15 protein-coding genes and 1 other RNA gene are annotated in these 13,436 nt (G+C 27.2%); 9 read left to right on the forward strand and 7 right to left on the reverse strand.

The window, feature by feature from the left end; genetic code table 11:
• The first annotated feature begins 153 nt into the window (after positions 1-153).
• A complete protein-coding gene (locus BHAMNSH16_RS04580; RefSeq protein ID WP_069732267.1) occupies positions 154-831 on the forward strand; it encodes a phosphatase PAP2 family protein in 678 nt (225 codons plus the stop codon).
• Here BHAMNSH16_RS04580 and BHAMNSH16_RS04585 read toward each other — a convergent pair.
• The gene (locus BHAMNSH16_RS04585; RefSeq protein ID WP_039953926.1) at positions 822-1,457 is read right to left on the reverse strand and encodes a class I SAM-dependent methyltransferase; all 636 of its coding nucleotides are present in this window, start codon (positions 1,455-1,457) and stop codon (positions 822-824) included. The genes BHAMNSH16_RS04580 and BHAMNSH16_RS04585 overlap by 10 nt on opposite strands.
• 87 nt (positions 1,458-1,544) lie before the next feature.
• On the opposite strand from BHAMNSH16_RS04585, the gene BHAMNSH16_RS04590 reads away from it, so the two are divergent.
• From BHAMNSH16_RS04590 to BHAMNSH16_RS04605, 4 genes are all read left to right on the forward strand, one after another.
• Positions 1,545-1,823: an acylphosphatase gene (locus BHAMNSH16_RS04590; protein ID WP_008727267.1), complete on the forward strand. Its 279-nt coding sequence runs from the start codon at positions 1,545-1,547 to the stop codon at positions 1,821-1,823.
• 30 nt (positions 1,824-1,853) lie between these two features.
• Positions 1,854-3,668, forward strand: coding sequence for a LysM peptidoglycan-binding domain-containing protein (locus BHAMNSH16_RS04595; RefSeq protein WP_069732266.1), 1,815 nt, complete (start codon positions 1,854-1,856; stop codon positions 3,666-3,668).
• Between the two features lie 85 nt (positions 3,669-3,753).
• Positions 3,754-4,104: a transfer-messenger RNA gene (gene ssrA / locus BHAMNSH16_RS04600) on the forward strand.
• A gap of 24 nt (positions 4,105-4,128) precedes the next feature.
• Complete coding sequence (locus tag BHAMNSH16_RS04605) at positions 4,129-4,527, forward strand: hypothetical protein (protein WP_008730913.1); 399 nt, start codon at positions 4,129-4,131, stop codon at positions 4,525-4,527.
• Between the two features lie 148 nt (positions 4,528-4,675).
• On the opposite strand, the gene BHAMNSH16_RS04610 is transcribed toward BHAMNSH16_RS04605, so the two are convergent.
• From BHAMNSH16_RS04610 to BHAMNSH16_RS04635, 6 genes are all read right to left on the reverse strand, one after another.
• Complete coding sequence (locus tag BHAMNSH16_RS04610; protein ID WP_008730912.1) at positions 4,676-6,262, reverse strand: glycoside hydrolase family 57 protein; 1,587 nt, start codon at positions 6,260-6,262, stop codon at positions 4,676-4,678.
• 125 nt (positions 6,263-6,387) lie between these two features.
• Entirely contained in the window at positions 6,388-6,774 is a 387-nt protein-coding gene (locus BHAMNSH16_RS04615) for a Fur family transcriptional regulator (protein WP_008730911.1), read from the reverse strand.
• 115 nt (positions 6,775-6,889) lie between these two features.
• Positions 6,890-7,441: a hypothetical protein gene (locus BHAMNSH16_RS04620; protein ID WP_008730909.1), complete on the reverse strand. Its 552-nt coding sequence runs from the start codon at positions 7,439-7,441 to the stop codon at positions 6,890-6,892.
• Between the two features lie 62 nt (positions 7,442-7,503).
• The gene (locus BHAMNSH16_RS04625; protein ID WP_008730905.1) at positions 7,504-8,178 is read right to left on the reverse strand and encodes a late competence development ComFB family protein; all 675 of its coding nucleotides are present in this window, start codon (positions 8,176-8,178) and stop codon (positions 7,504-7,506) included.
• Between the two features lie 327 nt (positions 8,179-8,505).
• Positions 8,506-9,522 (reverse strand): DNA polymerase III subunit delta, encoded by a 1,017-nt coding sequence (holA, locus tag BHAMNSH16_RS04630; RefSeq protein WP_069732265.1) that lies wholly within the window; start codon positions 9,520-9,522, stop codon positions 8,506-8,508.
• 46 nt (positions 9,523-9,568) lie between these two features.
• On the reverse strand, positions 9,569-9,991 hold the full coding sequence (locus tag BHAMNSH16_RS04635; RefSeq protein WP_008727228.1) for an HIRAN domain-containing protein: 423 nt from the start codon (positions 9,989-9,991) through the stop codon (positions 9,569-9,571).
• A 525-nt stretch (positions 9,992-10,516) separates the two neighbouring features.
• Here BHAMNSH16_RS04635 and BHAMNSH16_RS04640 point away from each other — a divergent pair.
• From BHAMNSH16_RS04640 to BHAMNSH16_RS04655, 4 genes are read left to right on the forward strand one after another with little or no spacing between them, the layout of a single operon-like run.
• Positions 10,517-11,059: a hypothetical protein gene (locus BHAMNSH16_RS04640; RefSeq protein WP_008727227.1), complete on the forward strand. Its 543-nt coding sequence runs from the start codon at positions 10,517-10,519 to the stop codon at positions 11,057-11,059.
• 18 nt (positions 11,060-11,077) lie between these two features.
• Positions 11,078-12,007 (forward strand): hypothetical protein, encoded by a 930-nt coding sequence (locus BHAMNSH16_RS04645; protein WP_008727225.1) that lies wholly within the window; start codon positions 11,078-11,080, stop codon positions 12,005-12,007.
• A 15-nt stretch (positions 12,008-12,022) separates the two neighbouring features.
• Positions 12,023-12,733 (forward strand): hypothetical protein, encoded by a 711-nt coding sequence (locus BHAMNSH16_RS04650; protein ID WP_008727224.1) that lies wholly within the window; start codon positions 12,023-12,025, stop codon positions 12,731-12,733.
• Between the two features lie 19 nt (positions 12,734-12,752).
• On the forward strand, positions 12,753-13,418 hold the full coding sequence (locus tag BHAMNSH16_RS04655; protein WP_008727223.1) for an outer membrane protein: 666 nt from the start codon (positions 12,753-12,755) through the stop codon (positions 13,416-13,418).
• Positions 13,419-13,436 lie beyond the last annotated feature (18 nt).

Here is a 13,436-nt window from a genome sequence, read left to right on the forward strand (position 1 = left end):
AAATGAATTTTTTATATGTTTATTTTATTTTCGGAAACTTTACAAAATTCACTAAATATTTTAAAATTAATATACATTGTAATATTTTTTAATAGTTGATTTATTTATATTTTATGGTATTTTATTATAGATCATTAAATTGGACTTCTTTTTATGGAAAACAAACAAAATAACATTAATGATGATAGCCCCAAAAATCAGAAAAAAATAAGAAAAAAAATTAAAAAAATTCTAAAAAAGCGAAGAAAGCAGAAAAGGCTCAGCTATATAAATAATCTTCCATTGATAAGATTTATGTCTAATATAGACAGTAAATTATTCTTAAAAATATTTAAAGATAATAGAAAAGGTCCTGTAAAAACCTTTATGAAATTTATGAGCAGAATGGGAGACGGATATATATGGATGATAATTTATTTGATATTTTATATGTTCAGAATAGATTATGCCCATTTATATTTTTCAAGAGCAGTAACGGGAATATTTATCTGCATATTTTTATTTCTATATATAAAAAGTTTCTTCAGCAGAACGCGTCCCTATCAAAAGCATGCCAAAATACCATTTATGTACCCTCCTGATAAGCATTCATTTCCATCAGGACACACAATGGTAGCTTTTTCGGTATCATTTTCTATGGGAAGTTATAGTTTATATTCTGCTTTGCTGTTTTACCCTATAGCATCTCTTATAGCATTCAGCCGCGTATATGTAGGACTTCATTATCCTTTTGATGTAATATTCGGTATAATTTTTGGTACTATAATAGGCTTTTTAGCAAATGTATTGTTTTTCTATATAACAGGACTTCCTATAATAGGTCATTTATGATTCTTTTTATTGGATTTCATACTTTTAAGAGCATCTCTATCCTCTTTTTTTAATTTTTTCTTTAATTTATTTGAGTCAAGCATATTTCTCTTTTCAGATATAAAAATATAGTATCCATTTTTCTCTTTCACCTTCACACCGCCGAAAATAGATGAAAGTTTATTTTTATACCAATCAAGCCTTTTAGTTACAATAATGAATTTACCATTCAATGCTAATTTATAAAATCCTGATTCTATAAAATGTTTTGCAACAGAAAAGTCTGTGTGATAAGGCGGATTAGAAAGTATCATAGAAAAATCTTTATCAATTATGTTTTTTAATCCGTCGCTTTGAATAATACTGATATTTGAAACATTATTTAAAACAGCATTATTCTTTGATGCTTCTACAGCCTCAGAATCTATATCGCACATAACTACTTTATTTTCACCTATTATCTTTGCTGCTAATATTCCCACAACTCCGTATCCGCATCCTAAATCTAAAATTTTATTTTCATTTTCAAAATTTACCTCATCAATCATAGATAATGTTCCTATATCTATATTTTTAGGCGAAAATAATTTATCATTTGAAGTAAACTTTAAATCAATATTTTTTATAGTAATTTCTATATTATACATTTTAAGCATTTTATAACCATTTGTATAAATTGTCAATTTTCATTTATACATATAAATTCAATAAAATATATTTCCGATAATCTATATATGTTTAAAGTAGATATTATATTAAAAGGAAGAGTTCAAGGCGTAGGTTTCAGATACTATGCCAAACAGGTAGCTGATGAAATGAAAGTCAGCGGAAAAGTATGGAATAATTATGACGGTTCAGTAGAAGTCATTGGATATTTAGAGACTAAAAATGGTATTGATGAGTTTATAGAAAAAATCAAGATAGGACCTCAGATGTCTAGTGTTAAAGAGGTAACTGTTACAGTTATGCCTTCTGATCCGCCTATGGATGATGTTTTTGAAATAGCAAATTAAAGACCCAAAATTGAACTGAAAACAATAATTATGAGAAATATTTTTAAATATGCTTCTATTATAGGATGCACTTTCGCTTCTCTAAATTTTGCTGCTGATTATAAAGATTATAAAGTGAAAAATGGAGATACTTTATTTGGAATAGCATTCGCCCATGATATGAGTGCAAATGAATTTTTAAAAATAAATAATATTAAAGACCCTGATAAATATAATCTTAAAGTTGGAGAAATTTTAAAAGTAAAAGAAAAAGGCTATACTCTTGTATATGATTCTGATAATAAAGTTTTCGGCTTGAAAGGAGAGGAAGGAAACTCATATAAAGATTATAAAGTAAAAAATGGAGATACTCTATTCGGTATAGCATTCGCACATGGAATGACTGCTAATGAATTTCTAGCTATAAATAATATTAAAGATGCCAATAAATACAATCTTAGAGTTGGAGAAACTCTTAAAGTTGCAAACAATCAAAAAGAAAGTAATGCTTCAAGTTCAAATAATACAGATAATAATAATAATACAGAAAGTTATGATACTTATAAAGTAAAAAGCGGAGACACTTTATATGGAATAGCTTTTTCTCATGGCATGACAGCAAGCGAATTTTTGAAGATAAATAATATAGATGATCCTGATAAATATAAACTATATGTAGGTAAAACTATGTATGTGAAATCATCTAAAAAAGAAAATAATACAAATAATGAAAAAGAGGCTGAAAAAGAAATAGAATATTATACTGTTAAAAGCGGCGATACCTTATATGGAATAGCTTTCCAAAATGATATCAGCGTAAATGATTTTCTAAAAATTAATAATATAGATGATCCTTTAAAATATAAATTAAGAACAGGCGAAAAATTAAAAATATATGCAAGAGCAAATACATCTAATGCACAAAGCAAAACTATAAAAACATATAAAGTAAAAAATGGAGATACTCTTGGAGAAATAGCATTAAAAAATTCTATGTCTTTAAAAGATCTGCTTGAGTTAAATAATCTTAATAATAATTATGTACTAAAAATCGGAGATACTTTAAAAATATATGATAATATTAATATAAGCAGTTCTTCAAAACAATCTTCATATAGAACCTTAGAAAATTATAAAGTAAAAAATGGAGATACTTTAAGCGAAATAGCATTAGCAAGAGGAATGGATTTAGTAGAATTATATTCCATAAATAATATAAATGACAAATATATTTTGAAAGTTGGAGATACTCTTAAAGTATATGCTAATCCTAAAAAAACTACTGCTTTAGTAATATCAAATTATAAAGTACAAAGCGGAGATACTTTATATTCAATAGCTCAGAAACATAAAATGGATTTAAGAGATTTAATGCAGCTTAATAATATAAAAAATGCTAATGAATATAAATTATATGCAGGGGCAAATATAAAAATAAAAATGGCAAAAATGGTTCCATACTCTTTTAATGATGACAGCTTATTGCCTGAAAGTTCTTTTATATGGCCTTATAAAGGAATAATAATTTCAGGATATGGAGTAGCTTCTGATAAACTTGCAAACAGAGGTGTAAATATATTAGGAGATGTAGGCGATAAAGTTATAGCTTCTGATGACGGAATCGTAGAATATGCTGATAATATAAGAGGATTCGGTACTGTTATCATACTTAAACATAAAAACGGATATAATACTTCTTATGCTCATCTTTCTAAAATAAATGTTAAACTTGGGGATATTGTGAAAAAAGGCGATTATATAGGAGATATAGGAAATACAGGTATGATAGACAGAAGCGAATTATATTTTAAAATTTCTTATCAGGGAAGATCTATAGATCCTGTAAAACTTCTTCCAAAAAGCTAATAAAATTATAAAAAATATATGTTAAAAATGTATTGACAATTTTTGTATAAATGATACCATAAATACACATATTTGATCTTTGAAAGGGGATGCTCCGGCTTCGACTGCGATGGTTGGAACATATTTTGCATAGTCGTGCTAGGTGTATGCACGTTAATATCATACTGAACAATAAGTGCAGACGAATACGCACTTGCAGCTTAATTGAAGCTGCCGCTGATTAAGTAGTTTGTCTATGGGTTACTTTTTCGGTGCCAAAACACATAGAACTTGTATTGGGTGCCGTATGAGCCTGATATTAAGTATACTCATGCTAGTCTTGTAGTTTTTCTGCTTATCTTCTACCTATAAGGCGAAATTCTTAAAGATAAGATATGCTATGTAGACGAATGTGGTACGCTTCGTAGGACGCGGGTTCGAGTCCCGCCATCTCCAAATTTTTTATAATAATATTACAATCATGAAAATAGATTTTAATCTTATTAAAGATATTTTTGAGTTTATATATAATAGTTCTTCTTATCAAATAATTGGAAGCAGTTTATCAAAACAGTTTGATGTATACAATGAAAATAAAATATCAGAAAGCGAATTAAATGAATCAAATGAAAAAATAGAAAATGATTATCAAAATAAAAGAAATAATTTTATAAATCATATACAGCTTTTATATGATAATAAATGCTTAGGAATACCTTATTATCCTGTAAGTATTGAAGATTTATCAGATGCCTATATAAGAATAATGCCGAATGGTTATGAATTTCTATACATACTAAACAATTATAATCTTGAAGAAGAAATAAATAAAAATATCCCCATATCAATTATAATCAAAAAATATAATAGTAAATTATAGCTAAATAATTTTTTCTTGTCATTCTTATAATGATAAAAAATCATTTAATATTTTAAATTATATACCCAAGAAACGCTATGCTATTATATAAAAAGAGTATGCATATTATAAATATACATACTCTTTTATTATTCTAATCAAATTATTTTTAATTGTATATTCTAAAATCCATCTCTGGGAATATATCATCACGCCACTCTATCTTTCTTAGCCATTCTTCATTTAAATCTCTGTTTTTAATAGCATAATAAAGGTCTGTGAATCTCTTTATATATAATTTTGTCATATTAACAGCATATTCAACCATAGTGCCTGTATGCATAATGAAAGCCCAATCGCTGCTTTGAGCAAGCAGTAATTCACGGGCTGCCTGATTCAATGCTCTTTCATAAAGCCCTGTTTCATTATAATAATCATGTGCTAATTCTATCATTCTCTCAGCAGCTTTATGCAAATGCCTATATATCCAGCCATTAGTACCATTAAGCCAAACTTCTCCGTATCCGTTAGCTCCCCAACTTGACATTGAAGGCATTGATATTTGATTGACAGGGTGTCTTTCCAAATATTCTTTAGGAGTAATGGTCTCTATAGTATTTTGATCATAATGTATCTTTCTCATTAAAAACTCTATAAACATAGGACCTTCATACCACCAGTGTCCGAACAATTCAGCATCATAAGGAGACACAACTATAGGAGGTCTGTCCATAACAGAATCTAAATACTCAATTTGCTTTTCTCTATTGAACATAAAGTTTCCGGCATGCTCTCCTGCTGCCTCCATAGCCCATTCTGGATTATAAGGCTCTTTTGGACAGTCTTTTCCTGTAATTCTATAGTATTTTATTCCTGTATTTTTTCTAAGTCCATTGCTCTGTATAAAATCTTTAATATACTCGAAAGGCAAATCATAACCTATATCTCTATAAAATTCTCTGTATCTGAAATCGCCCGGATAACCTACTTCGGCACTCCATACGCTTCTTGAACTCTCTATATCTCTTCCGAAAGCTGCTACCCTACTCTCTCTTGAACAGTATAAAGGAGCATAAACTCCGTATTTAGGTACTTTATCAGCATACATTATACCATGGGTATCAACAAAGAAATATTTAATGCCATTATTGGCAAGATGCTTTTCAAGTCCAGGAAAGAAACCGCATTCGCCCAACCATATTCCTGTAGGCTTTCTGCCTAAATGTCTTTCATGAGTTTTTACAGCCATTTTTAATTGGGCTTCTATTGCTTTAGGATATTCCTGCATAAATGGGAAAAATCCATGTGTTGCACCGCAGGTAATTATCTCTAAATTCCCTCTCTCTAAAAAGTATCTGAAACCATTCAATAAATTTTTATTATATTTATAAACAAAAATATCTCTTATCTTTTTAAACTTATTTTTATAAAATTCAGCAGTATGATGAAAACTAGGATCTAATGAAGTTCTTTCACACTCCAATTCTGATAATTTTATTAATTTTTCTATATAATTAACATATCTATTTTGAAGTAATTCATTGGCAAGCATATTCATAAGAGGAGGAGTTACGCTCATAGTTATCTTGAAGTTAACACCATCATTAACCATTCTGTCATAAGCATCTAATAGAGGTATATAAGTTTCTGTGATAGCTTCATACAGCCATTCTTCCTCCAAAAAATTTTCATGTTCAGGGTGTCTCACATAAGGCAAGTGAGCATGCAGCACTAAAGCTAAATAGCCTTTTGACATAATTATTCCTTAAATTTAAAATGTTATATAAATAGTATATAAAATATAAATATTAAAATCAAGACTTTCAATATACTTAATCATTAAAAAATAAAAATCATAATAAAATTCATGCTATAAATTAATTAACAATCTTTACAATTCCTGCAAGTACCTGTAAATACAATATCATGTTTAAATACATCTACATCATATTCTTTAGAAACTAATTCATCTAGTTTTTTCTGATATTCCATAGGTATATCTAATAATTTTTTGCATTTACTGCACTGAAAATGATAATGATCGTTAGTTATATGATCAAAGCGTACAGCATCATCTATTATAGATAATTTTTGAATCTCTTTAGTTTCTGACAGCAAATTTAGATTTCTATACACTGTACCCAAACTTATAGATGGAAAGTTTGGTTTTATATAATTATAAACTTCTTCTGAAGTCGGATGATTTTTAAGCTCTCTAACGGCATTTAAAATAACCTGTTTTTGTATTGTATTTCTTGTATTATTCATAATCTAATTTCCTTGCTAAAGCAATTAATAATTAATCTTATTTAGTAATATTATATCAAGTAAATTATTTGTCAAGAAAAAAATAATATTTTATACAAATAATACAGAAAAAATATTATAATTCTAATAAATTAACATAATCTATAGATAAATTAATAGAATTTGATATATAACTCTTTGTTATTACTATTTTATAATTATCAGCTTTATGAGTATAAATTTCAGCTAAGATATTTCCTTTTTCATCATCTAAAGAATACTTTTCTAATTGTATATTATTAGAATCCAAACTATTCAATATATTATCAAATAAAGCTTCAGCATTATTACGGCTATTAACCGTTATCTGTGTTATATAATTGCTGCCTGTAAATACAACTAATTGAGCATCATCTTCCCTAATCTTTATGTCTTTTTTCAGTATATTATTTGCGGCAAAAGCTCTGTCTATATCAAACATTTCAGATAAACTTTCAAATGAATCTTTAAATGATAAAGAAGCCAATGACCTAATATCATTATTACTGTATGATATTAAATTATAATAAGTAAACGGATTTTTTATATCCGCAGCTTCATACGAATCAATATTCTTATGAATTATATTTGCTATAACTATAAAAATAACCAAAAAACATGCAAAAACTATAAATCTAATTACTTTCATCAACTTCTCTTCAAATCTTTAAACAAAACAGCGTATATTTGACAATGGTAAATATATTATAGTTAACTAGGTATATTATGATTTTCTATAAGTAGTATATCATTAACCTCTTCTATAGAAAACAGAGGCATATCTCCTGCATTATAGTATGAAGGCTTCAATTTGAAAGTTAATACATTTTCATATTGCATAAACTTTTCTGATTCTATCACTATATTAAGTTTAACTTCAACCTCATCATTAGAATCAACTTTTTTCGGCATAAAGCAGAACATAAATTTACCGGGAACATTGCTTGATACTATAGCAGGATTAGGAAAATTAACTCCATAGCCTTGCAATATCTTTCCTTCGCAAAATATATAAACTAAAGCATTTTCTATTTTTTCAAAATTATTAGAAGCCGTAATATTACCCATTATACTAGGATAAGTTAAATAATATCCGCTTTCATCAATAGAAGGAACCGACTCAAGTAATGTATTTTCCTTTCTTCTAGTAACTATTTCACAGGCATCTGCTATAATACTCAATATTTCCGTATTGCTTTGTATGGGATCTTTATTATAACTATGAAGAACTCCTCTGGCACTTGTAACATACTGAGGCTGAACTCTATTCAAGGTATAAGCTATTATATCCATACGCATATTAGTATTAACGGGAATATTTTTTTCTCTTAAGTATGAGTCTGCTAGTTTTGAAACTTTTTGTTCCATAAGATTTACTAAATACATAAAAACCGCCCTCCAAGTATATATAATATTATACGAAATAAACGATTATTTGTCAAAGAAAATTCTATTAATATAAAATAAATTTATGAATTGTAATATAAAAGTTGTTTATTTATATAATTTTTGCGTAAAAATATATTGCTATTTTAAAAATAAAATATAAAAAAGTTCTAATACAGAAGTATATATCTATAGTATGAAAATAATAATAAAGTAAAAAATATAGTTATGATATTAATAATTATAAACTTACTATGCACAGAGTAACTAACCAATACTGCATTTTTAACCTTATCATAATAAACTAAAAATAAAATCATTATAAAATTATTTTGTTATTGTAAATAAAAATAATTCAAAATGAGCCTTAAAAATATTGACAGGTGTTGTAACACTTAAAGTATTTAAATATGATATCTTAGATATTATTGTTAATATTTCTTCCAATGAAAACAGTTTTAATGAAGTTTTTTTCTTTTTTAATATAAACTCCGGAATTTTAGTTAATTTGCTTATTTCTCCCAATGTAGTTTGAGGCGGAAATATCTTCATATAATATACAGCCAAAAAATTATTCATCATTAAAGTCAAAGAATTTGAAGCATCTTGATCCAATCTATGCATTATACTAAAGCATTTTTTTCTGTCTCTTTCAAAAACGGCATCTAAAAAATCAAATATATTCCTATTTTTTGATACATAAGTAAAATCTGCTATATCTTCAACATTTAAATATTCCTTATCATTATAGCTGCATATTTTTCCAAGCTCTGAATAAAGAGAATCATAATCCAAATTTATATTATTAATAAGATACTCTATAGCTTCAGAAGATATTTTTTTACCCTGTTTAATAATATAAGCATTTATTAATCCTCTGAAATCTCTTTCATCAGGAAGAGGAAAATCTATAAAATATATATTATTAGCATCTTTCTTTTTAGAAAAATATTTATATATAGGATCCTCATCTAATGAACTTTCTGTTTCAAGTATAACTATAGAAGTTGCTGAAGGATTTGAACAATAATCTAAAAAATCTTCCTGAAAATTATTATATTTATAAATTACTATGAGTCTTAATTTAGATCCGAATGGAGGAGTATCTGCCACCTCTAAAGGAGTAAAACCTACAGCATCATTTTTATCATAAAATACACTATAATTCATTTCACTGTCTCCTTCATCTGGAAACATACTAGAATGCATAGCTGCTATGAATGCTTTTTTAAAAAGTCTTTCTTTACCTGTAAGTATATAAATACAATGTTTAAATGGTTCTTTTATATAATTATCTTTAACTTTTTGAAATTCTATCTCTGTTTTTACTGAAACTTTATTCATAACAAATACATAATATCATATATTTTTATATAAGCAATATTATATCTCATACAGCTTTTTTCTTATTTTTATCTATATCTATAAATACCCTTATTTCTATTTTACACTCATCTATAGCATCTAATTTTACATTCTTTATCCTAGCATATACTTTATTTCTTTTATCCTCTAGTTTATATGATATTAAAGGAGAGATAATACTCGGAACATATCCAAGCCTAAAATCAAAACTTCTGTCATAAATAGCTATAGCAAATCTATCATAAGGATTTGTTATATCACGAAGTAAATTTATAGGCTCATTTTTAAGTAATAAATCTATAACATCTTTTCCGTTATTATATTTGTATCCTGCAACAAAAAAATCTATATAGTATCTTTTTGTTTTGTAATTCCTATTTATAATAATCCTTTTAAAGCTCTCTTCATGATTAATTAAACAAGTGATATGCTCTGTATTTTTATCCATAAGACAAAAAATTTACCCTAATTCTTTAATGCGTATTAGAGAATTTTACTTCAATTCAAATTTTCTGTCAAGCATTTATAATACAATTCATAAAAATATTTATAATACAATTCATATCATATTGATGGCATTATTTTTATAATAATTAATTAACACTATTTTTAATATCAGTATTTAATATTATATAATTTACCCATAAAATATACTATATACTGAAAAAAGTACCTATAACATAACATTATGATTCTTTTCCAACCCTAACCGTTTATACAAGATAAAATAATTCTAAATTTAAAATAACAAATATATAAAACATTATTTTGTAATTTTTTATAATTTAAAATGTGAATATCTTTGTTAAATTTTGAAACAAGTATAATATATTTTATTTGTTTTAATAATACATATATTAAATTTTAATGTATATATATCCGAGTTTATACTGATGGTTTTTTATTTTAGTTGTTTTTATTGATAAAAATTATATAATTAAAATATAATTTTTATTTTTTGAAGGAATACACAATGAAATTCAATAAATATATATCAATAATTTTTATTTTGTTAACCATATTTTCATGCAGAAAAACAGAACTTACAATAACAGAACCAGGACCGGATTTCTTCTTAGGAAAAATGCAAAATGGTAATTGGCCTGGAGTTACAGTCAATGGAAATAAATTAACAATCAGTTCAGGAGACAACAAAGGAGAGTATACATTTGAAGAGCCTATATTAGGAATAGGCGGAGTATATAATGACGGCAACGGAGGATATCTTGTAACAGTACCTGCTGGGGATAGTTTAGGTACAGTTAGTATGGATAAAGATGCAAAAGAAGCTGTTAATGAAATAATCAATATAGTAGGATCTGAAAATGCATTGGGTGCTATGAATGGAATAATACAAAGTAAAGATCCAAATAATATAGATGTAGATGCTGTTGTAGGTAATAGTAATGTTACGGAAGAAGAGAGAAAAAGAATAGAAGATATACTTAGCGGATTGAACGGCGGAAGCCATTTTGGAAATCCTGAAGTAATAAAACCTGACAGCAGTAAATCATAAATAAAAAGGGTTAAAATGATGAAAAAAATCCTTACCGCTATTATAGTATTTAATATATCATTTATTAGTCTATATGCCAATGGTATACCTCTGTCCACACAATCGGATACAAATACTTATAGCTGGATTAAAGGCAGACAAATAATAAGTGTAAATCTTAGCCCGGGATATGCAGGATTATTTCCGCCTATGATTAATACTCTGTTTGATAATCTTGATACATTTAGCGGATTAATCGGATTTGATTTCGGAGAAAATCAAAAATTTGTTGATGCCATAAAGATAAAAGGCAGTTTTTGGTATGTACCTACAATATCATATACATTGCTGCTTCACCCTAGAATAGGAATAGAAGTTGGTGTGGGTGTTCAATCTATGTCATTTAATTTAAATATACCAAAAGATAAAGCTAGTGAATTAATTGATTCTACAGTTACTGTAGGAGATTTCGGCAATATAGGCGGATTAATATCATCTGATACAGGATTAAAGGCATCATTAATATTTGTACCTGTAACTTTTGGTATAACATTTTACGGCGGAAAAAATAGACAAGTTCTTAATACTTTTAGATTTGGTTTAGAAACATTGATATCTGATGTAGAAACAGAAAATGGTGTTACAGGGTTAAAAACTAAAAGGCATACTATTGATACAGGAATGTATATTTCTTATGAGCTTGGCTGGAGTATAGAATTATTTCCTACTAGAGAATGGGCTGTAAAACCTTATATAGATATATCATTATTTGAAATAGGATATTATGTACGCTCAGGACTTCCGGGAGTATATGAAGATATGAGAGAAGGAATAAATTTCTTCGGTGGAGGATTAATAGATTTAACTGCCAGCATACCTGCTTGGAATTCTTTTCCTTCTTGGGTAAATTATGTTTCTGCAATAAGATTTTCTATATTCCCTAGAATAGGTTTCAGCTTAAGGTTTTAGTGAGGTATAAATAATATGAGAAAGAATATATTAATAATTTTATTTTTATTTATACTTGCTGATATCACATTTGCTGATGAAGTTTCAAATATTGGATTAGAAAAATACAAAAATAATAGCAGTAATGAAAACGGAATAAATTCGCATAGAAATTCTATAGGTGTCAATTTCGGAACTACAATTTTTTATACGCTTCTTGCTCCTTCTGTTGTAAATCTTTTATTACCATCAAGCGACAGTAAAAATTTGAAACTACAAGGTAATTTCGGATTGGACCTTACATATACTTTCAGAGCATCAGAAAAAATAGACATTAATGTAGACACAGGCTTTTATGCTATGAAAACATATTATAATAATTCAACATCCGAATATAATGGAAATGTATACGGACTTGGACTTTCTGTAGGCGGAAGATTTTATTTCAATAGTAAAGATCGAGCCTCAGGTTTTTTCTTAATGCCTAAAGTAGGAACAACATTATTTATGACTCAAGGAAAACAATTACAAAAAGAAACATCAACATATACTAATATAAATAGTAATATATGGGATTTTTATGTATCCGGAGAGATGGGATTTAGAATAGATATTTCAAGAGGTTTGGGTATTAACAGCGGGGTTCGTCCTTTCTTTGATATATCAATAATAGATATAGGCTTTTCATATAAAAGTATAATAAGAATTGTTCCTCTGCCAAGATTTGCTATAGGCATATTGTTTTGATGTTTAAGGATAACATTTTATGAAGTTTTTAATAAGAAAATTTTTGATTATCTCTATATTTACCGCATGTTTTACTAATATGCTTATGTCTATGGATATAGGAGCTTATTTAGCACCAAAATTTTTATTTGAAATAGAAGATTCCGGAATAGAAAAAGAAAACAGCAGTAAGAATATACAAAATTTATATATCGGCGGCGGGCTTGCTATAGGTTATAATTTTAATGTACTTCATAAATATTCAACAGTGAGAGTTGAATTTGAGTATTTATACAGAAATCCATTACCGGCAAATGTATATGTATCTACTATAAATACTATGCAGGCTCATAGTTTTTTGGCAGCTGCTTATTATGATTTTTATTTTTGGTATGTAGATTATAATAATTCTGATTCTGTGATAAGCACATTTCATAATGGAAAAAGACCTGTTATGTCAGTTTATGCTGGTTTTTTAATCGGCGGAGAATTGAACACTTATATTATAAATAACAACTTTGAATATAATGGACTTATTAAAACAAGCACTTATTTTAATGAATTTCAATTTATTTATGGATTCGGCGGCGGTTTGGCATTTCATGTAACTCCATTAGTCAGTGTGGATTTGGGGTATAGGATTATATTAAATACTAAAACACAGTCTAATCATGATATAGTAGCTTCGGTAAGGTTTAATTTTTAGTTTCAGAGGAGAAAATAA

It is taken from the genome of Brachyspira hampsonii (assembly GCF_002214805.1).
In the GTDB taxonomy this organism is placed as follows: Bacteria; Spirochaetota; Brachyspiria; order Brachyspirales; family Brachyspiraceae; genus Brachyspira; species Brachyspira hampsonii.